This window comes from Pinisolibacter aquiterrae (assembly GCF_019160155.1).
Lineage (GTDB): Bacteria > Pseudomonadota > Alphaproteobacteria > Rhizobiales > Ancalomicrobiaceae > Pinisolibacter > Pinisolibacter aquiterrae.
The window spans coordinates 1-19,424 of the sequence record NZ_JAFNIH010000014.1; the positions used below are offsets into that span (position 1 = coordinate 1).

The 19,424-nt window shown below is 69.5% G+C and carries 23 protein-coding genes; 13 read left to right on the forward strand and 10 right to left on the reverse strand.

The window, feature by feature from the left end; genetic code table 11:
- From J3S89_RS02560 to yddG, 3 genes are all read left to right on the forward strand, one after another.
- The coding region (locus J3S89_RS02560) for an electron transfer flavoprotein subunit alpha/FixB family protein (RefSeq protein WP_217925908.1) at window positions 1–194 on the forward strand (194 nt) is incomplete at its 5' end.
- Window positions 195–452: 258 nt separating this feature from the next.
- Window positions 453–1,334: a 3-hydroxybutyryl-CoA dehydrogenase gene (locus J3S89_RS02565; protein WP_217925909.1), complete on the forward strand. Its 882-nt coding sequence runs from the start codon at window positions 453–455 to the stop codon at window positions 1,332–1,334.
- A gap of 83 nt (window positions 1,335–1,417) precedes the next feature.
- Entirely contained in the window at window positions 1,418–2,314 is an 897-nt protein-coding gene (yddG, locus tag J3S89_RS02570) for an aromatic amino acid exporter YddG (RefSeq protein WP_217925910.1), read from the forward strand.
- Here the strand turns inward: yddG and J3S89_RS02575 are convergent.
- Both J3S89_RS02575 and gloB read right to left on the reverse strand, forming a co-directional pair.
- The gene (locus tag J3S89_RS02575) at window positions 2,297–2,758 is read right to left on the reverse strand and encodes a cupin domain-containing protein (RefSeq protein WP_217925911.1); all 462 of its coding nucleotides are present in this window, start codon (window positions 2,756–2,758) and stop codon (window positions 2,297–2,299) included. The two genes, yddG and J3S89_RS02575, sit on opposite strands and share 18 nt — an antisense overlap.
- 10 nt (window positions 2,759–2,768) lie before the next feature.
- A complete protein-coding gene (gene gloB, locus J3S89_RS02580; protein WP_230489039.1) occupies window positions 2,769–3,527 on the reverse strand; it encodes a hydroxyacylglutathione hydrolase in 759 nt (252 codons plus the stop codon).
- A 139-nt stretch (window positions 3,528–3,666) separates the two neighbouring features.
- Between gloB and J3S89_RS02585 the strand changes: the two genes are divergently transcribed.
- A complete protein-coding gene (locus J3S89_RS02585; RefSeq protein WP_217925913.1) occupies window positions 3,667–4,407 on the forward strand; it encodes a class I SAM-dependent methyltransferase in 741 nt (246 codons plus the stop codon).
- A 10-nt stretch (window positions 4,408–4,417) separates the two neighbouring features.
- On the opposite strand, the gene metW is transcribed toward J3S89_RS02585, so the two are convergent.
- Window positions 4,418–5,068, reverse strand: a complete 651-nt coding sequence (gene metW, locus J3S89_RS02590; protein ID WP_217925914.1) for a methionine biosynthesis protein MetW — start codon at window positions 5,066–5,068, stop codon at window positions 4,418–4,420.
- Between the two features lie 5 nt (window positions 5,069–5,073).
- Window positions 5,074–6,267, reverse strand: coding sequence for a homoserine O-acetyltransferase MetX (gene metX / locus J3S89_RS02595; RefSeq protein WP_217925915.1), 1,194 nt, complete (start codon window positions 6,265–6,267; stop codon window positions 5,074–5,076).
- A 137-nt stretch (window positions 6,268–6,404) separates the two neighbouring features.
- On the opposite strand from metX, the gene J3S89_RS02600 reads away from it, so the two are divergent.
- The 4 genes from J3S89_RS02600 to J3S89_RS02615 all read left to right on the forward strand — a co-directional run bounded on the left by J3S89_RS02600 (window position 6,405) and on the right by J3S89_RS02615 (window position 9,912).
- Window positions 6,405–7,280, forward strand: coding sequence for a chorismate mutase (locus J3S89_RS02600; protein WP_217925916.1), 876 nt, complete (start codon window positions 6,405–6,407; stop codon window positions 7,278–7,280).
- Window positions 7,281–7,315: 35 nt separating this feature from the next.
- Window positions 7,316–8,428 carry a pyridoxal phosphate-dependent aminotransferase gene (locus J3S89_RS02605; protein ID WP_217925917.1) on the forward strand — a complete coding sequence of 371 codons (1,113 nt, stop codon included), beginning with the start codon at window positions 7,316–7,318 and terminating at the stop codon, window positions 8,426–8,428.
- Window positions 8,429–8,432: 4 nt separating this feature from the next.
- Window positions 8,433–9,377 carry a prephenate/arogenate dehydrogenase family protein gene (locus tag J3S89_RS02610; RefSeq protein WP_217925918.1) on the forward strand — a complete coding sequence of 315 codons (945 nt, stop codon included), beginning with the start codon at window positions 8,433–8,435 and terminating at the stop codon, window positions 9,375–9,377.
- Between the two features lie 193 nt (window positions 9,378–9,570).
- Window positions 9,571–9,912, forward strand: a complete 342-nt coding sequence (locus J3S89_RS02615; protein WP_217925919.1) for a TusE/DsrC/DsvC family sulfur relay protein — start codon at window positions 9,571–9,573, stop codon at window positions 9,910–9,912.
- Window positions 9,913–9,937: 25 nt separating this feature from the next.
- Here the strand turns inward: J3S89_RS02615 and J3S89_RS02620 are convergent, their stop codons facing one another.
- The 4 genes from J3S89_RS02620 to J3S89_RS02635 form a co-directional block, all read right to left on the reverse strand.
- A complete protein-coding gene (locus tag J3S89_RS02620; protein ID WP_217925920.1) occupies window positions 9,938–10,252 on the reverse strand; it encodes a hypothetical protein in 315 nt (104 codons plus the stop codon).
- A gap of 143 nt (window positions 10,253–10,395) precedes the next feature.
- Window positions 10,396–11,895 carry a phosphomannomutase/phosphoglucomutase gene (locus J3S89_RS02625; RefSeq protein WP_217925921.1) on the reverse strand — a complete coding sequence of 500 codons (1,500 nt, stop codon included), beginning with the start codon at window positions 11,893–11,895 and terminating at the stop codon, window positions 10,396–10,398.
- A 138-nt stretch (window positions 11,896–12,033) separates the two neighbouring features.
- On the reverse strand, window positions 12,034–12,690 hold the full coding sequence (gene fsa, locus J3S89_RS02630; protein ID WP_217925922.1) for a fructose-6-phosphate aldolase: 657 nt from the start codon (window positions 12,688–12,690) through the stop codon (window positions 12,034–12,036).
- Window positions 12,691–12,795: 105 nt separating this feature from the next.
- Window positions 12,796–13,839: an AMP-binding protein gene (locus J3S89_RS02635; protein ID WP_217925923.1), complete on the reverse strand. Its 1,044-nt coding sequence runs from the start codon at window positions 13,837–13,839 to the stop codon at window positions 12,796–12,798.
- 95 nt (window positions 13,840–13,934) lie between these two features.
- Between J3S89_RS02635 and J3S89_RS02640 the strand changes: the two genes are divergently transcribed.
- Window positions 13,935–14,186 (forward strand): sulfurtransferase TusA family protein, encoded by a 252-nt coding sequence (locus J3S89_RS02640; protein ID WP_217925924.1) that lies wholly within the window; start codon window positions 13,935–13,937, stop codon window positions 14,184–14,186.
- Between the two features lie 4 nt (window positions 14,187–14,190).
- On the opposite strand, the gene J3S89_RS02645 is transcribed toward J3S89_RS02640, so the two are convergent.
- Window positions 14,191–15,414, reverse strand: coding sequence for a CobW family GTP-binding protein (locus J3S89_RS02645; protein ID WP_217925925.1), 1,224 nt, complete (start codon window positions 15,412–15,414; stop codon window positions 14,191–14,193).
- 38 nt (window positions 15,415–15,452) lie between these two features.
- On the reverse strand, window positions 15,453–16,979 hold the full coding sequence (locus tag J3S89_RS02650) for a D-alanyl-D-alanine carboxypeptidase family protein (RefSeq protein WP_217925926.1): 1,527 nt from the start codon (window positions 16,977–16,979) through the stop codon (window positions 15,453–15,455).
- A gap of 222 nt (window positions 16,980–17,201) precedes the next feature.
- On the opposite strand from J3S89_RS02650, the gene J3S89_RS02655 reads away from it, so the two are divergent.
- The 4 genes from J3S89_RS02655 (at window position 17,202) to J3S89_RS02670 (ending at window position 19,422) form a co-directional block, all read left to right on the forward strand.
- Window positions 17,202–18,056 carry an urease accessory protein UreD gene (locus J3S89_RS02655; protein ID WP_217925927.1) on the forward strand — a complete coding sequence of 285 codons (855 nt, stop codon included), beginning with the start codon at window positions 17,202–17,204 and terminating at the stop codon, window positions 18,054–18,056.
- A gap of 95 nt (window positions 18,057–18,151) precedes the next feature.
- Window positions 18,152–18,454, forward strand: a complete 303-nt coding sequence (locus J3S89_RS02660; protein ID WP_217925928.1) for an urease subunit gamma — start codon at window positions 18,152–18,154, stop codon at window positions 18,452–18,454.
- A gap of 19 nt (window positions 18,455–18,473) precedes the next feature.
- Window positions 18,474–18,779 (forward strand): urease subunit beta, encoded by a 306-nt coding sequence (locus J3S89_RS02665; protein ID WP_217925929.1) that lies wholly within the window; start codon window positions 18,474–18,476, stop codon window positions 18,777–18,779.
- A 7-nt stretch (window positions 18,780–18,786) separates the two neighbouring features.
- Complete coding sequence (locus J3S89_RS02670) at window positions 18,787–19,422, forward strand: LysE family translocator (RefSeq protein WP_217925930.1); 636 nt, start codon at window positions 18,787–18,789, stop codon at window positions 19,420–19,422.
- The last annotated feature ends 2 nt before the right edge of the window (window positions 19,423–19,424 follow it).

Consider the following 19,424-nt stretch of genomic DNA (forward strand, 5'->3'; position numbering starts at 1 on the left):
CCGAGCTCTACATCGCCTGCGGCATTTCCGGGGCGATCCAGCATCTGGCGGGCATGAAGGACTCGAAGGTGATCGTGGCGATCAACAAGGACGAGGAGGCGCCGATCTTCCAGGTCGCCGACTACGGCCTCGTCGCCGACATCTTCCAGGCCCTGCCCGAAATGGCCGAGGAACTCGCCAAGCGTGGCAAGTGAGAGACGGTCGCGGCGTCCGACGATGGGATGACGCCGGACGGCTTGCCCAACGTCACGCCGCACACGAATATGCGCTCGCCCGTCTCGACGGGCGAGCGTGATCGTTTCGGGGAGGTGGCCGCCGCCGGCTCCTCGAAGTCCCAGAGCAAGGGGTTTTGCTGCATTGCGAAAGGGACGGCATGGGCCTAGAGTGCGCCCGTGTCCCTCGAGGACGAGCGCGGGCCTACCGCTCCGCGTCACCAGAAGACCGAGGCCGTCATGGGGTTTGAAATCAAACGGGTCGGCGTGATCGGCGCCGGCCAGATGGGCAACGGCATCGCACACGTCTGCGCGATCGCCGGTTACGACGTCTCGCTCAACGACATGTCGACCGAGCGGATCCAGTTGGGACTGGCGACGATCAACGGCAACATGACTCGTCAGGTCAACAAGAACCTGATCACCGAGGACGCTCGTGTCGCCGCCTTGGCGCGGATCACCGCAGCCGAAAACCTCGACGCTCTCGCCGACTGCGATCTGGTGATCGAGGCCGCGACCGAAAACGAGCAGGTCAAGCGCAAGATCTTCCAGCAGCTCTGCCCGGTTCTCAAGCCGGAGGGGCTGCTCGCCACCAACACCTCGTCGATCTCGATCACGCGGCTCGCCGCCTCGACCGATCGTCCCGAGAAGTTCGTCGGCGTGCACTTCATGAACCCGGTGCCGTTGATGCAGCTGGTGGAGCTGGTGCGCGGCATCGCCACCGACGACGTCACCTTCGACCTGTGCAAGGGCTTCGTCCAGAAGCTCGGCAAGATCTCGACGGTGGCCGAGGACTTCCCGGCCTTCATCGTCAACCGCATCCTGCTGCCGATGATCAACGAGGCGATCTACACGCTCTACGAGGGCGTCGGATCGGTCGACGCGATCGACACCGCGATGCGCCTCGGCGCCAATCATCCGATGGGCCCGCTCCAGCTCGCCGACTTCATCGGCCTCGACACCTGTCTGTCGATCATGCAGGTGCTCTACGAGGGGCTCGCCGATTCGAAGTATCGGCCGTGCCCGCTACTGGTGAAATATGTCGAGGCCGGTTGGCTCGGTCGCAAGACCCAGCGCGGCTTCTACGACTATCGCGGCGAGAAGCCGGTGCCGACCCGCTGAGGCGGCGCGACCGTTCCTCTCTTCGACGCGTCCGGGTTCCGCTCGGGCGCGTCGTCCGTTCCGGACCCCGCCACGGATCGATCATGACCTCTCGTCCTCGCGCCACGCTCGTCGGCCTCACCGCGATCCTGATGTGGTCGGCGCTGAGCACGCTGGTGGCGGTCTCCGGCACGGTGCCGCCGTTCCTGCTCAATGCGCTGACCTTCGGGATCTCCGGCGTGGCGGCGACGATCGGGTTGGCGGTGACCGGGCGCCTCGGCGTGCTGCGCCAACCGTGGCGGGTGTGGCTGCTCGGGGTGGCGGGTCTCTTCGGCTATCACGCGCTCTATTTCGCGGCGTTGCGCTGGGCGCCGCCGGTCGAGGCGAGCCTCGTCAACTATCTCTGGCCGCTGCTGATCGTGGTGCTCTCCGGCCTGCTGCCGGGCGAGCGGCTGCGACCGCATCACCTGATCGGCGCCGGTCTCGGTCTCGCCGGGGCGGTGGCGGTGGTGACCAAGGGGCGGGCGATCGATCTCGATCCGGCCCATGTCGCGGGCTATCTCTGCGCCGCCGGGGCGGCCTTCACCTGGGCCGGCTATTCGGTCCTGTCGCGCCGGGTCGGCTCGGTGCCGACGGCGACGGTGGCCGGGTTCTGCCTCGCCACGGCGATCCTGTCGGGCGTCTGCCACGCGGTCTTCGAGACCTCGGTGTGGCCGGTCGGGGCGGTGCAGTGGGGGGCCGTTGTGGCGCTGGCGGTGTTCCCGCTCGGCCTCGCCTTCTTCGTCTGGGACCACGGCGTCAAGCGCGGCGACATCCAGGTGCTGGGCGCGGCGAGCTATCTGGCGCCGCTGCTCTCGACGCTGCTGCTGATCCTCTCCGGTCACGGGCGTTTCGACGCATCGATCGGCTTCGCCGCCGGGGCGATCACGCTCGGGGCGATCGTCGCCTCCAAGGACATGCTGCTCCGGCGCAAGGCGCCCGCGTCATCCGCCGAGGCGTGACCCGCGCGGGCTCGGCGACCAGTTGGGCGGCGCCAGTTCGAAGCCGGAGAATTCGAAACCGGGCGCCACGGTGCATCCGACCAGGGTCCAGGCGCCGAGGCCGACGGCGGTCTGCCAAGCGCCGGCCGGGACGATCGCCTGCGGGCGGCGGCCGAGGCCGAGCTCGGCGCCGAGATGCACGCACCACGCATCGTGACCGTTCTCGCAGACGGTGAGCGCCAGCGGGCTGCCGGCGTACCAGTGCCAGGTCTCGACGGCGTCGACGCGGTGCCAATGCGAATATTCGTCGGCGGCGAGCAGGAAATAGATCGCGGTCGAGCGGGCGCGGCCGTCGGGGCCGGGCGCGTCGCGGAAGGTCTCGCGAAAGTGGCCGCCCTCCGGATGGGGCTTCAGATCGAGCAGCCTGATCACGTCGGCGGCGCTGAGAGCGGTGAGGTCGGTCATCTGGCGTCCCTCAGAAGCGATCCTTGCGGGCGCGGATCTCGGTGAAGACGTCGACGGCGGCGGCGCCCGCCATGTCGAGGCCGGCCTGGACGGCGGCGACGTCGGCGCGCAGGAAGGGGTTGGTCGCGCTCTCGCGGCCGATGGTGGTGGGCAGCGTCGGCCGGCCCTCGAGACGCAGGTCGCGGACCTCGTCGAGGCGGGCGGCGAGATCGGGGTTTTCCGGCTCGATGGTGTGGGCGAAACGGCCGTTCGCCTCGGTATACTCGTGGCCGCACCAGACCCGGGTCTCGGGGGGAAGCGCGCGCAGGCGCAGGAGGCTCTGCCACATCTGCGCGGGCGAGCCCTCGAACAGGCGGCCGCAGCCGAGCGAGAACAGGGTGTCGCCGACGAAGACGGAGCCCGCGATGTGATAGGCGACGTGGCCGAGGGTGTGGCCGGGGACGGCGATCACCGTCACCGGCACCTCGCCGAGCCGAATCGTGTCGCCGTCGGTGACGGTCCGGTCGACCAGGGGCACGCGGTCGCGATCATGGGCGGAGGCGGTGACGCGCACGTCGAAACGGGCCTTCAGCGGTTTGATCGCCTCGACGTGGTCGTAGTGGTGATGGGTGACGAAGATCTCGTCGAGGCGCCAGCCGGTCTCCTCGAGGGCGTCGAGGATCGCCTCCTCGTCGGGGGCGTCGATCGCGGCGGTGGCGCCGCTCGCGGGATCGTGGACGAGCAGGCCGTAATTGTCGTCGCGGGCCGGGAACATGCGGATTTCGATCATGGTCTCGCTTCCATCCTGGTCTCGTCTCGCCGCGCCGTTCGGATCCCTCGACAGGCCGGTCGGCCTACGACTAACATTCTCTCGTCGTCGAGGCGACCGGCGTCGCGATCGCCGCCTCGTTCTCAGACCGGAAGCGGACATGTATCTCGACGTCGTCGATCTCAGGAACTTCTACGGCAGCGCGCTCGGCGCGCTGGTCCGCCGCTCGATCCGTGCCAAGCTCATGGAGATGTGGCCGCGGCTCGCGGGTGATCGTCTGCTCGGGCTCGGCTATGCGACGCCGTTCATGCGGCCCTGGCTCGGTCAGGCGGAGCGGGTGATCGGCTTCATGCCGGGCCGTCAAGGGGTGGTCAACTGGCCGGGCGAGGGGCCGTCGGCGACGGCGCTGGTCGACGAGACCATGCTGCCGCTCGCCGATTCCTCGATCGACCGGATGCTGATGGTGCATGCCCTGGAGATGGCCGAGGATCCCGACGACGTCCTGCGCGAGGCGTGGCGGGTGTTGGCGCCGGGCGGGCGCCTGATCGTGGTGGTGCCGAACCGCATCGGGCTCTGGGCGCGGCTCGAGACGACGCCGTTCGGATACGGGCGTCCGTTCAGCCAGGGGCAGCTCGACACGGTGCTGCGCGACACGTTGTTCTCGCCGATCGACTGGCGCGGGGCGCTCTACATGCTGCCGTCGTCGCGCCCGACCATGCTACGCCTGTCGCGCCCGCTCGAGGCCTTCGGGCTCAAGGTGTGGCCGGGCTTCGCCGGCGTCCTGGTCGTCGAGGCGACCAAGCAGCTCTATCAGGGCATCCCGCAGCGGGTCGGCAACAAGATGCGACTGGCGCCGGTGTTCCGACCGGCGCTGGCGCGGCATACTCGCGACGAGGACTGACCCTCGGTTCTCAGCGCCGCCGTTTCTCCAGCACGAACACGCCCTGTTCGCCGAAGAGGTTCCAGAACCACCACGGCGCCTTGAACGACAGCTTGCGGCCGCGCGCGTCGAGGGCGAAGGCCTCGACGATGTCGGCGTCGATCTCCTTCACCAGTTCGACGAAGTCGCGGATGGTGCAGAAGTGGATGTTGGGCGTGTCGTACCAGGACCAGGGCAGATCCTCGGTGACCGGCATGCGGCCCCACAGCATGAACTGGAGGCGGATGCGCCAATGGCCGAAATTGGGGATCGAGACGATCGCCCTTCGGCCGATGCGCAGCAGTTCCTCGAGGACGTCGCGGGGACGGTTGGTCGCCTGGAGAGTCTGCGACAGGATGACGAGATCGAACCCGGCGTCGGGATAGGTGGCGAGGTCGGTGTCGGCGTCGCCCTGGATCACCGAGAGACCGCGCGCGACGCCGGCGTTGACGCCCTTCTGCGACAGTTCGATGCCGCGTCCGTCGATGTGCTTGGCGGCCTCGAGCCATTCCAAGAGCGTACCGTCGCCGCAGCCGACGTCGAGGAGGCGGGCGCCCTCGGGCACGAGATCGCCGACCACCGCGAGGTCGACGCGGGAGGCCGGGACGGTCGGGGTCTTGGAGAGGGTGGTCGGGTCGAGCATGGACGTCACCTCTCGAGACCGCGGGCGCGCGCGGCGGCGTCGATGAAGCCGGAGAGGATGGCGTGCATCTCCGGCTCGTCGAGCAGGAAGGCGTCGTGGCCGCGATCACTCTCTATCTCGGCGAAGGAGACCTTGGCGCCGGCGGCGGCGAGGGCGTGGACGATCACCCGGCTGTCGCGGGTCGGAAAGGCCCAGTCGGTGGTGAAGCTCATCACGCAGAACCGGGTTCGGGTGCCCTCGAAGGCCTTGGCGAGAATGCCGCCGTGATCGGCCGCGAGGTCGAAATAGTCCATCGCCCTGGAGACGTAGAGATAGGAATTGGCGTCGAAGCGATCGACGAAGCTCGATCCCTGATGGCGCAGGTAGCTCTCGATCTGGAAATCGCCGTCGAAGCCGTAGCCGAGCGTGTCGCGGTTCTGGAGCCGGCGGCCGAACTTCTGATGCAACGACACCTCGGACATGTAGGTGATGTGCGCGGCCATGCGCGCCACCGCCAGACCCTTGCGGGGCTGGACGCCGTGATCGAGGTAGCGGCCCTCGCGCCAATCGGGATCGGCCATCACCGCCTGACGGCCGACCTCGTAGAAGGCGATGTTCTGGGCGGAATGGCTCGCGGCGGTGGCGATCGGCGCGGCGGCGAAGACGCGCGAGCCATAGGCCGAGGCCCATTGCAGCACCTGCATGCCGCCCATCGAGCCGCCGGCCACCAGGAAGAGATCGGGGATGCCGAGATGGTCGATCAGCGCGGCTTGAGCGCGGACCATGTCGGCGATGGTGATCACCGGCAGATCGAGGCCCCAGGCCTTGCCGGTCTCGGGGTTGGTCGAGGCCGGGCCGGTGGTGCCCATGCAGCCGCCGAGGACGTTGGTGGCGATCACGAAGAAACGGTCGGTGTCGATCGGTTTGCCTGGTCCGACGACCAGCTCCCACCAGCCGGGCTTGCCGGTGAGCGGATTGGTCGAGGCGGCGTATTGGTCGCCGGTCAGGGCGTGGCACACCAGGACGGCGTTGGACTTCTCGGCATTGAGGGTGCCGTAGGTCTCGTAGGCGATCTGCCAGGGCGAAAGCGTGATGCCGCCGTCGAGGGTGAGCGGCACGTCCGGCCCGAAACGGGCGACGCGGCTCGACGGCTCGTCGGCCTGACGGCGGCGATGATCGGCGGAGGCCGCATCCCGGAGATTGGTTTCGGTCGGATCCATGGCTCGAACGGTTCTCGCGCGGTGGACGGACAGGGATGGGGAGGCGCGGCGGTCCTGTCAATGTTTTCTTTGATTTCGCACGGTTCCGCGCCTATGAAGACCGCTCGTTCCGGGCAATGGGAAGGACGGCTTCGGCCATGACGGAGAGCATCGATCCGGCGGCGCGCCTCGCCGGGCTCAGACGCGAGATCGACGGGATCGACGAGGAGGTTCACCGCCTCCTGGTGGCGCGCTCGGCGATCATCGACGAACTGATCAAGGTCAAGGGCACGGCGGTGACCGGGGCGGCGTTCCGCCCGGCGCGCGAGGCCGACATGATGCGCCGTCTGGTGATGCGCCATCGCGGCATTCTGCCGATCGTCACGGTCGAGCACATCTGGCGCGAGATCGTCTCCACCTTCACCTTTCTCCAGGCCCATTACGAGGTCTACATGGACGGCGGCCGCGATCCCGTCGCCATGCGCGATCTCGCCCGGTTCTATTTCGGCTTCACCGTGCCGGCGCATCTCGAGAGCGGGCCGGAGGAGGTGATCGCGGCGGTGGCTCGGTCGGTGTCCGATCTCGGCATCGTCCAGACGGCGCAGCCGAGCTGGGTCGGTCCGTGGTGGCGGGCGCTCGGCGGCGACGGCCCGCGGATCATCGCGCGCCTTCCCTACATCGCCTTCGCCGGCCGGGTCGCCGATCTGCCGGCGCTCGTGGTCTCCAATCCGATCTCGGAAGCGGTCGGGCCGGAGGTGCTGGTCCACGCCTTCCTCGGCGTCGGCGACCGGGATCCGACCGACGCGCTGGAGGTCGAGGGCTTCGAACTGCTCGCCCGTCACGACGACGGTCCGCGCTGCGAATTCCTGGTGGCCTCGCCGGCCGAGACGGCGATCGAGGCGGTGGTCGCCGCCTTCGCCCGCGCCGGCGTCGAGGTGCGCGATCCGCGTGCCGTCGGCGGCTATCCGGAGCCGATCCGACATCCCGGGCCGAGCGCGGCCGGCATCGATTCCGCCGCCTCGGCGATCCGCTGAACCCTTCGTTTCCCCTCTCGACGAGAGATTCTTCGATGACCCAAGACACGTCCCGCCCGCAGCGCCCGACCCCGCGCGCCGGCGTCCTCGACATCGCGGCCTATGTTCCCGGCAAGTCCAAGGCGGCGGCCGGCGTCAAGCTGCACAAGCTTTCCTCCAACGAGACCCCGATCGGCGCCAGCCCGAAGGCGATCGAGGCGTTCCAGGCCGCGGCGGCGACGCTCGAGTTCTATCCCGACGGCGCGGCGAGCGGTCTGCGCGAGGCGATCGGCAAGGCCTACGGTCTCGATCCCGCCCGCATCGTCTGTGGCAACGGCTCGGACGATCTCCTCCATCTCCTCGCCGAGGCCTATGTCGGCGAGGGTGACGAGGGGCTCTATCCCCAATACGGATTCCTGGTCTATCCGATCGCGATTCGGACGGCGGGCGGCGTGCCGGTGGTGGCGCCGGAGAAGAACCGTGTGGTCGACGTCGACGCGTTGCTCGCGGCGGTGACGGAGAAGACGAAGATCGTCTTCCTCGCCAATCCCGGCAATCCGACCGGCTCCTACATTCCCTTCGACGAGGTCAAGCGGCTTCAGGCGGGGCTGCCGAAGTCGGTGTTGCTGGTGCTCGATTCGGCCTATGCCGAATATGTCCGGCGCAACGACTACGAGGCCGGGCTGGAGCTGGTCTCGACCTCGGACAACGTGGTGATGTGCCGGACCTTTTCGAAGATCCACGGCCTCGCGGCGCTGCGCATCGGCTGGATGGTCGGCCCCGAGCACGTGGTCGACGCGATCAACCGGATCCGTGGTCCGTTCAACGTCAACGCTCCGGCGCTCGCCGCCGGTGTCGCGGCGATCGAGGACAAGGAGCACGCCGGGCTCGCCGCCGATCACAACGAGCTGTGGCTGCCCAAGGTGACGAAGGCGCTCGAGGCGCTCGGGCTCACGGTGGTGCCCTCGGTCACGAACTTCATCCTGATCGACTTCCCCGACGTCGACGGCAAACGCGCGCCGGACGCCGACGCGTTCCTCCAGTCGCGCGGCATCGTGGTGCGGCGGATGGAGGCCTATGGGCTTCCCAATTCGCTGCGCATGACCATCGGCAGCGCCGAGGCCAACGAGGCGACGATCGCCGCGTTGACGGACTTCCTGAAGGGTTGAGACCATGACCGATGCCGTTCTCGAGCCGACGAAGCCGGTCTTTCGCCGGCTCACCTTGATCGGCATCGGCCTGATCGGATCCTCGATCGCGCGCGGTGCCCGCGCCAAGGGGCTGGCCGAGGAGATCGTGATCTCGACCCGCCGCGAGGAGACGCTCGAGCGCGCCTGCGCGCTCGGGCTCGGCGACCGCTATTGCCTCGATCCGGCCGAAGCGGTGGCGGGCGCCGACTGCGTCATCGTCTCGGTGCCGGTCGGCGCGTCGGGGGCGGTGGCGGCGGCGATCGCCGATCATCTGGCTCCGCACGCGATCGTCTCGGACGTCGGCTCGGTCAAGGCCGACGTCGTCCGGCAGATGGCGCCGCATCTGCCGGCCCATGCCCGTTTCGTCCCGGCCCATCCGGTCGCCGGCACCGAGCATTCGGGCCCCGACGCCGGCTTCGCCGAGCTGTTCGAGAACAAGTGGTGCATCGTCACGCCGCCGGAGGGGGCGGAGACGGAAGCGGTCGAGACGCTCGTCGCCTTCTGGCGCGGGCTCGGATCGAAGGTCGAGACGATGTCGCCGGAGCACCACGACATGGTGCTCGCCATCACCTCGCACATTCCGCATCTGATCGCCTACAACATCGTCGGCACCGCCGCCGATCTCGAGAAGGTCTCCGAATCGGAGGTGATCAAGTTCTCGGCCGGCGGTTTCCGCGACTTCACCCGCATCGCGGCCTCGGATCCGACCATGTGGCGCGACGTCTTCCTGCACAATCGCGAGGCGGTGCTGGAGATGCTCGGGCGCTTCATCGAGGATCTCTTCGTGTTGCAGCGGGCGGTGCGCTTCGGCGACGGTGAGAAGCTCTTCGAGCACTTCACCCGGACGCGGGCGATCCGCCGCGGCATTCTCGATCTCGGCCAGGACACGACGGCGCCGGACTTCGGACGCGTGCCGAAGAAGGACTGAGCGTCCTCGCGTGAAATGTCGTCGCGGTGAGGGGCGATCGCGCGGGTCACGCGCACGAACCCCGTGGACCAGCGTCTCCTAATATGTAAACCTCCTAATGTTCTCGACGTGGATCGCGCGATCCGCGCCGAGGGCCGCCGAACGACCCGCACGAGACGGGGCGCGGCGGCCGACAAGGATTGGGAGAGACGCCATGGCCTATGATTTCGACGGAAAGACCTACGAGACCACCGCTTCCGGCTATCTGGTCGACCAGAGCGAGTGGAGCCCGGACCTCGCCGCGCACATCGCCGCCCACGAGGCGATCCCGGAACTGACACCGCGTCATTGGGACGTGATGAATTATCTGCGCGAGGAATATTTCGACAACGGCGAGCATCAGCCCAATACCCGCACGATCATGAAGGCGATGAGCGAGAAATGGGGCGAGAAGGTCGAGCAGCGCGCGCTCTACGACCTGTTCCCGCTCGATCCCTCCAAGCAGGCGGGCCGCATCGCCGGGCTGCCGGAAAGCCGGCGCAAGGGCGGTTACTGAGGCCCGACACGGGCGATCGGGACCGTCAGAAGCGGGTGCCGAACTTCTTGCGTGCCTCGCCGGCGGCCCAGCCGGCGCGGGCCTTCTCGTCGGGCAGCCGCCCATGGGCGGCGCACCACAGCAGGAAGGAGGGAAGGTCGAAGCGGATGCGCACGACCTTGTCGCCCTTGGCCGCGACCTCGCGTTCGATCTTGCGGGCGGCGGCGAGCCACTCGTCGAAACTGTCGAACAGGATCTCCGGGTCGGACATCACCGAACGGTCGTGATCGTAGGTCTCGCGGCGGAACCAACAGAAACCGAGGATGCGCTTCTTGGAGGCGTCGGTCGGGGGCTGGGTCATCGGTGCGTCCGGTTCGGCTCGGGAGAGGGCGTTCGGTCTGGTTACCTCTCGAGAGCCGACAAAGCAACGCCCCCGGGCGGCGAGCCGCGCGAGGGCGTAGTGTCGCGCCCGTCTCCCGAGTGGGGGAGAGGGGCGTGGCGCGCTCAGATGGTCTGGTTGTAGGCGCCGACTTCCGGGTTCTCGCGCAGCACCGCGTCCATGGCGTGGAACATGTCGCGGTAGCGCGCCTCGGAGACCGGGCTCTCGATGACGACCACCAGTTCCGGCTTGTTGGAGGAGACGCGGATCAGACCCCAGGTGCCGTCGTCGGTGGTCACGCGGATGCCGTTGACGGTGTTGACCTCGACGATTCCGTGACCGGCCAGCGTCTCGCCCTTCTCCTTCATGGCGAGGAGGCGAGCGATCACCTTGTCGCAGACGCCGTATTTGATCTCGTCGTCGCAATGGGGCGACATGGTCGGCGACGACCAGGTCTTGGGCAGGGCGTGTTTCAGGTCCGACATCTTCCGATCGGGATTGCGATCGAGCATGTCGAGGATGGCGATCGCCGAGACGAAACCGTCGTCGTAGCCGCGGCCGATCGGCGTGTTGAAGAAATAGTGGCCCGACTTCTCGAAGCCGGCGAGCGCGCCGAGTTGGTTGACGCGGGCCTTGATGTAGCTGTGCCCGGTCTTCCAATAGTCGGTGGTGACGCCGAGGGCCTCGAGCTCCGGATCGGAGTGGTAGAGGCCGGTCGACTTGACGTCGACGACGAAGGTCGGCTTCGGATGGACGCGGGCGAGGTCGCGGGCGAGCATCACGCCGACCTTGTCGGCGAAGATCTCCTCGCCGGTGTCGTCGATGACGCCGCAGCGATCGCCGTCGCCGTCGAAGCCGAGGCCGACGTCGGCCCCCGTGCGCAGAACCTCGTCGCGGATGGCATGAAGCATCTTCATGTCCTCCGGATTGGGGTTGTAGCGCGGGAAGGTGTAGTCGAGCGCGGTGTCGAGCGGGATCACCTCGGCGCCGAGGCGAGAGAGGACGTCCTCGGCGAAGGCGCCGGCGGTGCCGTTGCCGCAGGCGGCGACCACCTTGAGCTTCTTCTTCAGCGGCGCGCGGGTGGTGAGATCGGCGACGTAGCGAGCCGGAAAATTCTCGACGAAGCGATAGGAGCCACCGCCGCAGAGGTCGAACTCGGCCTTCAGGACGAGGTCCTTGAGCCGGCTCATCTCGTCGGGGCCGAAGGTCAGCGGGCGATTGAGGCCCATCTTGACGCCGGTCCAGCCGTTCTCGTTGTGCGAGGCCGTGACCATGGCGACGGCGGGGACGTCGAGGTCGAACTGGGCGAAATAGGCCATCGGGGTGATGGCGAGGCCGATGTCGTGGACCTTGCAGCCCGCCGCCATCAGGCCGGTGACGAGCGCCAGTTTGATCGAGGCGGAATAGGAGCGGTAGTCGTGACCGACGACGATCTCGCGGCGGACGCCGCGCTCGGCGAGGAGGGTGCCGAGCCCCATGCCCAGCGCCTGGATCCCCATCAGGTTGATCTCTTTGCCGAACAGCCAGCGGGCGTCGTATTCGCGGAAGCCGGTCGCCTTCACCATCGGCGCGGATTCGAACGCGTAGGTGTTGGGCACCAGAAGCGGCTGCGGCGTCGGAAACATGGGCGGGGATCCTCGGTCGAGATCGGCGGACGGGAACGGTGTGGGCTGCCGCGCCTTCCGGCGCGGCATTTCAAGTCGGATCGCGCCTTTCGGCGCGGTACTCCAATCTTGCCGCGCCTTTCGGCGCGGCCGGAAGGATCACAGGATCGACTGGCCGGTGGCGGCCCAATCCTTCATGAACTGCTCGATGCCCTTGTCGGTCAGCGGATGGGCGAGGAGGCCCTTCAGCACCGAGGGCGGCACCGTGGCGACGTCGGCACCGGCGAGCGCCGCCAGCTTGACGTGGTTGGGGGTGCGGATCGAGGCGGCGAGGATCTCGGTCTGGAGCGCGTCGTAATTGTCGTAGATGGCGCGGATCTCGCCGATCAGCTCCATGCCGTCGAGGCCGATGTCGTCGAGGCGGCCGACGAAGGGCGAGACGTAGGTCGCGCCGGCCTTGGCGGCGAGCAGGGCCTGATTGGCCGAGAAGCACAGGGTGACGTTGGTCTTCAGTCCCTCGCCGGTCAGCGCCTTACAGGCCTTGAGACCCTCCCAGGTCAGCGGCAGCTTGATGACGACGTTGCCGGCGATCTTCGCCAGGGACTTGCCTTCGGCGATCATGCCGGGGGCGTCGAGCGCGGTCACCTCGGCGGAGACCGGGCCGGGGACCAGCGCGCAGATCTCGGCGATCACCTCACGGAACGGTCGACCGGCCTTCTTCACCAGCGAGGGGTTGGTGGTGACGCCGTCGAGCAGGCCGGTCTCGGCCAGCTCGCGGATTTCGGCGACGTCGGCGGTATCGACGAAGAACTTCATGTCGCATTCTCCTGCGGCGGGCGGCCTCGGCCACTCCACCGGCTCATGACCGCGCGGATCCGGCGCGGTCGCTCGCGGTCCCCGGTCCTGCCTAGACCGAGAAGGTTACGATCGCATTTCCGCGTCCGAGGCGGGAAGGGCGATCGGGTGTCCGTCGAGGCGGAGCTCGACGCGGATGTCGTCGCGGCGGATCGACCAGGTCCGGCGCTGAGGTGGTTCGGGTGTGTCCGGCCCGGCCTCGGCATCGATGCCGACGATCATGCGCGGGCCGGGTGGCGCGGCGTCGAGGGGCGGGCGGTCGAGATGGAGCAGGGTCGCGTCGGCCGGCATGGCGACGGCCTCGGCCGCGTTTCCCGCGATCAGCCGGCACGGCGCGCCTCGGGCGAGGGCGATGGTCGGGGCGAGCAGCGTCTCGAGCGAGAGCGCGGTCTCGACCACGGCGAGGCGGTCGTCGCGGGTCGCGCCGAGGGCGGTGGCGAGGAGGGTGGCGATCGCGCCGAGGCGGCCGTGATCGAGATGGCCGACGTGGGGGCGCCCATCGGGACCGGGGGCGATCACCGCCAGGGCGGCGTCGCCAGGGGCGAGCGAGCGCCGGTCGCGGCCGGTCAGGCGCACGGCGGAGAGCCCGGCGAGGGCCTCGTCGATGCGCTGATAGGCCATCGGATGGGCGCCGTGGATCCAGACGGTGCAGGCATGGCCGATCCGTGCGGCGGCGGCCTCGAACAACGGCAGCAGGGCGGCGTCGACCACCATGTGGCGCGGACGAATGGCGCCGATCGCGGCGGCGAGGGCGGTCTCGCCGAGGGCGGGGTCGAACAGGGTCGGCACCGCGCCGACGGCGCCGAGGCCGACCCAGGCGGGGGTTCGCTCGGGGCGCGGGGAGAACAGGAGCGCGACCGGCTCGGCGGGGGCGATGCCCTCGATGATCGCCCAACGGGCCCAGCGGTTGGCGCGCTCGTAGAGATCGCGGAAGGCGAGGGTCTCGTCGGTGCCGATCAGGGCGGCGCGATCGCGCCCCTCGGCGGCCCATTCCTCGATCTCGTCGCGCAGGAGAGCGGAGCCGCGCGCGAGGGTCTCGAGACGGCGCGTCAGGGTCTCGCGCGCCTTCGCCTCGGCCTTCTCCTTCACCCAGGTCCGCAACGCCTTCACACGAGGCCTCCCTCGATTTCCGTGGCCCCCCTCGTTGCGCGTTTCGGCGCGCTCGTCTAGAGGGCTTCGACGACGGCGGTCACCGGGAGGCCACGATGGAGCGGCGGGACGACGACATTCTCGATCTCGTCGGGCTGAACTGCCCGTTGCCGGCGCTCAAGACGCGGCGCGCGCTGGAGCGCTCGGCGCCGGGCGATCGGCTGGTGGTCCGTGCCAGCGATCCGATGGCGGCGCTCGACATTCCCCATCTCGTCGCGACCGACGGCCATGTCCTCGTCGACCGGCGCCGCGACGGCGCGGTGCTGATCTTCGTCATCGAGCGGGGGCCGGGGCGCCCGCCGGCGTGACCCTTCAGCCGAAGCTGCCGGAGAAGCCGGAGATCGACAGCGGATTGTCGGTCATCGCCTTGGTGTCGGGCGTGTCGGGGGCGAGTTCGCCGACGAAGGCGTCGAACATGCGCTTGACGAAGCCTTCCTCGAGATCGCGGGTGATGAAGACCAACCGGGTGCGGTGATCGCCGTCGGGCCAGCGCTCGAGCTGGGCGACGGGGTGGACGACGTGCTGGACCACGTGCAGCACCAGCGGGCGCTCGGGATCCTCGGCGAGGCGGACGACGCCCTTGACGCGCAGCAGCTTCGGCCCGTGCGCCGAGCGCAGCAGTTCCAGGAAGAGATCGAGGCTCGCCGCGGCGATCGGCCGATCGGTGGCGAGGCAGAAGGCGCGAATGTGGTCGTCGTGCCGGTTGGGGTCGTGGACGTGGTCGCCGTGACCGTGGTCATGACCGTGACCATGGTGATGGTGGTCGTGGCCGTGGTGGTGACCATGGGCGGCGGCCTCGGCGCGACGGCGCTCGGCGTCGCGATCGCGGTAGGCCTCTTCCGCGAGCCAGGTGGTGACGTCGGCGGTCTTCGATTCCGGGCGCCACAGGCCGGTCTCGAGCAGGGCGGCGGGGGTCGCCTCGCCGGCGGCGGCGTCGAGCTGGGCGGCGGCCGGATTGAGCACGCGCAGGCGGGTCTTCAGGGCGGTCAGGATGGACCGGCGCTCGGGCGTGTCGCAGAGGTCGGTCTTGGTGAGGACGAGGCGGTCGGCGACGGCGGCCTGTTTCACCGCCTCGACCTGGGCGTCGAGGGTGGCCATGCCGTTGACCGCGTCGATCAGGGTGACGACGCCGTCGAGCCGGTAGCGGCGCACCAGATAGGGGTGGCGCATCACGGTGTGGAGGATCGGCGCGGGATCGGCGAGGCCGGTCGTCTCGATCACCACTCGGCGGAGCGCCGCGAGGCGGCCGTTGTCGAGGCGCTTCAGGAGATCCTCGAGCGTGGCGACGAGGTCGCCGCGGATCGTGCAGCAGAGGCAGCCGGAGGTCAGTTCGACGACGCCGTCGTCGGCGCGTTCGACCAGGACGTGGTCGATGCCGATCTCGCCGAATTCGTTGATGATCACCGCCGTCTCGGCCATGGCGGGATCGCGCAACAGGCGGTTGAGCAGCGTCGTCTTGCCGGAGCCGAGGAAGCCGGTGATCACCGTGAGCGGGATCGGGGCGGGCGGGTGGCGCGGAGCGGCGGCTTCGGTCATCGGCGGATCCTTCGAGCGCCGGCGGGCGGCGCGTCGGGTCAGGGCTTGGGCTTGCGGGGCGGCATCGCCTGGGCGGCGACCTTCTTCGTCGGCTTCGCGGCCGCCTTCTTCGCGGGCGAAGGCTTGGGCGCGGTCGCCTTCGCCGTGGCCTTGGTCGGCTCGATGCGGGGGGCGGCGGCGGCGGATGCGGCGGCACCGGGGGCGCCGAGATGGAGGGGGCGGCCGTCGGAGGGCGGCAGCGCCGCCTCGAGGCCGGCGCCCATCGCCGGGGTCGGCGGGGGCAGCGGCGCGCGCGGGCGGATCGCGCCCATCGGGGCGGGCATCGCGGTGGCGGGGGCGGCGAAGAGGGGCGCGCGATCGCCGATCGGCTCGGGCGCGAGCGCCAGCATGCCGCCGACGCCGGCCGGGGCATCCTCGGGGCCGCCGACCCAGACGCGCACCGGCGGACCGGGCTCGAACCGTTCGGTGAGATAGGAGGTGCGGATCTGACGGGCCTCGGGCGAACCGGGGCGGACGAGGGCGCCGCTGCTCTCGCGCTGGCCGCCGGCAGAGGCCTCGGTGGTGCCGAGCGACTCGGGATCCGGGGTGCGGTCCTTCTTGGGGCCGCAGATCTGTTTCTTGACGTCGCGGGGCGGATTGCCGGCCTCGGGGCCGCGCGGCATCCGGTCGATCGTATCGGGCGCGGAGAAGCGGCCGAAGAGACCACCGCCCGATTCCTCGAACCCCTTGGTGAAGAGTTCGGCGGCGAGTTCGGCGCGGCTGCGGGCGGAGGGCGAGCCGAGCACCACGGCGACGAGCCTGCGGTTGCCGCGCGTCGCGGAGGCGACCACGTTGAAGCCCGACGAGCAGATGAAGCCCGTCTTCATGCCGTCGGCGCCGGGGAAGTGATCGATCAGGTGATTGTGGTTGCGGATCACCTCGCTGCCGATCTGGATGCCGGGCAGGTGCCACAGCCCTTCGGCCTCGGGGAATTCGCGCAGCAGCGCGCGGGCGAGGAGGCCGAGATCGCGCGCGGTGGTGACCTGACCGGAATCGGGCAGGCCGTGTGGATTGTTGAAATGGGTCTCGCGCATGCCGAGGAGGCGCGCCTGCCGGTTCATCTCCGCGACGAAGGCGTCCTGGGAGCCGCCGACCGCCTCGGCGAGCGCATAGGCGACGTCGTTGGCCGACTTCACCATGATGATCTTCAGCGCGTTGTCGACGGTGACGACCTCGCCGGGCTTGAAGCCCATCTTGCTCGGCGGCTGGCGCGACGCGGCGACGGTCATCGGCACCAGCGACGCCGGCGTGATGCGGCCGGAGCGGATCGCCTGGAAGGTGACCCAGGTGGTCATCAGCTTGGTGACGGAGGCGGGATACCAGGCCTGATCGGCGTTGTGACGCGAGATCACCTCGCCGGTCGCGGCGTCGAAGACGAGCCAGGCGCCGGCGCTCGGCGCGGCGGCGGCGGGCAGGATCGCGGTCACGGAGAGGAGAGCGGCGAGGGCGAGAGAGGCGAGGCGGCGGCCGGGGCGGGTTCGCGGGAGGTCGCGGGAGCGCGCACCGGACGGCGTCGAAAAACTCATCACGGCTCTCTGTCTCACTCTCGAACGGGACGGGGTTCGGCCGTAGGCCGTCGGTTCGTCGTCTTCGATAACGCATTCGCCGGGGCGAGGCCAAGGGCCCGTGGTCGCAGGAGCGCCGGCAGGGGTCAGAGGTCGCTCGAGAATGCGTCGAGAACGGGGCAAGGGGTTTTTCTCCGGCGCCGGTCGGTGTAGCCATGACCGTCGCCGGGAGACCTCGAACGTATGGCCTCACTTCCCCCCGATCCGATCGCCGCGCCGCCGGTCCTGCAACGGGCGCGCGGGCGTGCCGACGTCGGCTTCCGCCTCGACGACGGAGCGACCCGGCTCGATCGTCTGTTCCAGGAGGGGCAGGCCAAGATTCGGCTTCCCAAGGTCCACGGCGCGACGCCGGCGACTGCGGTGCTGATCAACACCGGCGGCGGCATCGCCGGCGGCGACCGCATCGCCTGGGGCGCCCGCTTCGGCGCGGGGACGCGGGCGCTGGTGACCTCGCAGGCGGCGGAGCGGGTCTATCGCTCCTCGACGACCGACGGGGAATTGTCCGGCGAGATCGACAGCCTGCTCGAGATCGGCGACGGCGCGCGGGCCGAATGGCTGCCGCAGGAGACGATCCTGTTCGATCGGGCGGCCCTGTCGCGCCGGCTCGACGTGACCATGGCGGCCGACGCCTCGGCGCTGATGGTGGAGGCGATCGTGCTCGGCCGCACCGCCATGGGCGAGGAGGTGGAGACCTGCCGTCTCGTCGATCGCTGGCGGATCCGGCGCGGCGGCCGGCTGGTCTTCGCCGACACGTTCCGGGTGGAGGGCGCGGCGCGGACCATTCTCGCCGGAGCGGCGACGGGAGCCGGGGCGCGCGCCTTCGCCACGGTGGTCTTCGTCGACCCGCAGGCCGAGACGCGGCTCGACGAGGTCCGGGCCCTGCTGGCGACGGGGAGCTCGGCCGGCGGGGCGAGCGCCTTCGACGGTCTCCTGGTGATCCGGCTGGCGCATGGCGAGCCGGCGCGGCTGAAGGCGGAGCTGTCGCGGCTTCTGGTGCTCATTCGACGGGCAGAATTGCCGCGCGTCTGGTCTTGCTGAGCCGGGCGCGAGGCATCAGACTGCGCCGAAACCGATCCGATGCCCGCTTCCGGCCCTCGCCCGGGACGGGCTGGCCCCAGCAGGAACGCCGCACGATGAATCTCACGCCCCGCGAAAAGGACAAGCTGCTGATCTCGATGGCGGCGATGGTGGCGCGGCGCCGGCTCGAGCGCGGCGTCAGGCTCAATCACCCGGAGGCGGTGGCGCTGATCACCGACGTGGTGGTGGAGGGCGCGCGCGACGGCCGCACCGTCGCCGATCTGATGGAGGCCGGCGCGCATGTGCTGACCCGCGCGCAGGTGATGGAGGGGGTCGCGGAGATGATCTACGACATCCAGGTGGAGGCGACCTTCCCCGACGGGACGAAGCTCGTCACCGTGCATCATCCGATCCGTTGAGCGAGCCAGGAGAGAGCCGATGATCCCCGGTGAGGTCTTCGCCGTCGACGGCGACATCGAACTGAACGCCGGCCTGCCGGTGACCGAACTCGAGGTCGCCAACACCGGCGATCGGCCGATCCAGGTCGGCAGCCATTATCATTTCGCCGAGACCAATCCGGGCCTCGCCTTCGACCGCGTCGCGGCGCGGGGGCTCCGGCTCGATATTCCCGCGGGAACGGCGGTGCGGTTCGAGCCCGGCCAATCGCGCACCGTGCGGCTGGTGCCCTTCGGCGGGTTGCGTGTGGTCCACGGCTTCCGCGGCGACGTGTCGGGCGCTTTGTGAGGGTCGCATGTCCGTCTCGCTCGTCGTCGCCTTCGTCCTGACCAACATCCTGCTCGACCTGGCGCCCGGGTCGGCGGTCGGCCGGATCGTGGCGGAGGGGATGGGCCGGGGGGTTCTGCGCTCGCAGGGCCTGATCCTGGGCATCGTGCTGGCCGATCTCGTCTGGTGCTTCTTCGCCTTCTCGGCGTTGTTCATGACCATGATGCTGGTGCCGCCGCTGCTCTACGGCGCCAAGTGGGTGGGGCTCGCCTGTCTCGTCTGGCTGCTCGGGCGGTCGCTCCGTCACGCGATCGTCGGACGCGGGGTGATCCCGGTCGAACCGCACCGGGGCAACGGGTTCCGGCATGCGTTCATCGAGGGTTTCTCCCTGCAGATGACCCATCCGACGGTGATGATCTTCTTCTTCGCGCTGCTCTCGGTCTTCGCCGGGTCGCGCGCCGGCTGGACGCTGCGGATGGTCGACTTCGGCCTCTTCGCGGTGATCCTGGAACTGCCGGTGTTCTCGCTCTACGCGTTCCTGGCGTCGGAAGCGGCTCGGGCGGCGGCGCGGCCGGGGCTCAAGACCCTGAGCGAGGCGATCTCGGCCCTCCTTCTCATCGCCGTGACCGGGATGGTCGCGGTTCCCTCGTCTCGAGACAGGTGACG

Excerpts from the sequence above, each read along its gene's own strand:
- J3S89_RS02565 (WP_217925909.1), top strand. The coding sequence starts at position 453 with ATGGGGTTTGAAATCAAACGGGTCGGCGTGATCGGCGCCGGCCAGATG.
- yddG (WP_217925910.1), top strand. The coding sequence starts at position 1,418 with ATGACCTCTCGTCCTCGCGCCACGCTCGTCGGCCTCACCGCGATCCTG.
- J3S89_RS02575 (WP_217925911.1), bottom strand. The coding sequence starts at position 2,758 with ATGACCGACCTCACCGCTCTCAGCGCCGCCGACGTGATCAGGCTGCTC.
- gloB (WP_230489039.1), bottom strand. The coding sequence starts at position 3,527 with ATGATCGAAATCCGCATGTTCCCGGCCCGCGACGACAATTACGGCCTG.
- J3S89_RS02585 (WP_217925913.1), top strand. The coding sequence starts at position 3,667 with ATGTATCTCGACGTCGTCGATCTCAGGAACTTCTACGGCAGCGCGCTC.
- metW (WP_217925914.1), bottom strand. The coding sequence starts at position 5,068 with ATGCTCGACCCGACCACCCTCTCCAAGACCCCGACCGTCCCGGCCTCC.
- metX (WP_217925915.1), bottom strand. The coding sequence starts at position 6,267 with ATGGATCCGACCGAAACCAATCTCCGGGATGCGGCCTCCGCCGATCAT.
- J3S89_RS02600 (WP_217925916.1), top strand. The coding sequence starts at position 6,405 with ATGACGGAGAGCATCGATCCGGCGGCGCGCCTCGCCGGGCTCAGACGC.
- J3S89_RS02605 (WP_217925917.1), top strand. The coding sequence starts at position 7,316 with ATGACCCAAGACACGTCCCGCCCGCAGCGCCCGACCCCGCGCGCCGGC.
- J3S89_RS02610 (WP_217925918.1), top strand. The coding sequence starts at position 8,433 with ATGACCGATGCCGTTCTCGAGCCGACGAAGCCGGTCTTTCGCCGGCTC.
- J3S89_RS02615 (WP_217925919.1), top strand. The coding sequence starts at position 9,571 with ATGGCCTATGATTTCGACGGAAAGACCTACGAGACCACCGCTTCCGGC.
- J3S89_RS02620 (WP_217925920.1), bottom strand. The coding sequence starts at position 10,252 with ATGACCCAGCCCCCGACCGACGCCTCCAAGAAGCGCATCCTCGGTTTC.
- J3S89_RS02625 (WP_217925921.1), bottom strand. The coding sequence starts at position 11,895 with ATGTTTCCGACGCCGCAGCCGCTTCTGGTGCCCAACACCTACGCGTTC.
- fsa (WP_217925922.1), bottom strand. The coding sequence starts at position 12,690 with ATGAAGTTCTTCGTCGATACCGCCGACGTCGCCGAAATCCGCGAGCTG.
- J3S89_RS02640 (WP_217925924.1), top strand. The coding sequence starts at position 13,935 with ATGGAGCGGCGGGACGACGACATTCTCGATCTCGTCGGGCTGAACTGC.
- J3S89_RS02645 (WP_217925925.1), bottom strand. The coding sequence starts at position 15,414 with ATGACCGAAGCCGCCGCTCCGCGCCACCCGCCCGCCCCGATCCCGCTC.
- J3S89_RS02650 (WP_217925926.1), bottom strand. The coding sequence starts at position 16,979 with ATGAGTTTTTCGACGCCGTCCGGTGCGCGCTCCCGCGACCTCCCGCGA.
- J3S89_RS02655 (WP_217925927.1), top strand. The coding sequence starts at position 17,202 with ATGGCCTCACTTCCCCCCGATCCGATCGCCGCGCCGCCGGTCCTGCAA.
- J3S89_RS02660 (WP_217925928.1), top strand. The coding sequence starts at position 18,152 with ATGAATCTCACGCCCCGCGAAAAGGACAAGCTGCTGATCTCGATGGCG.
- J3S89_RS02665 (WP_217925929.1), top strand. The coding sequence starts at position 18,474 with ATGATCCCCGGTGAGGTCTTCGCCGTCGACGGCGACATCGAACTGAAC.
- J3S89_RS02670 (WP_217925930.1), top strand. The coding sequence starts at position 18,787 with ATGTCCGTCTCGCTCGTCGTCGCCTTCGTCCTGACCAACATCCTGCTC.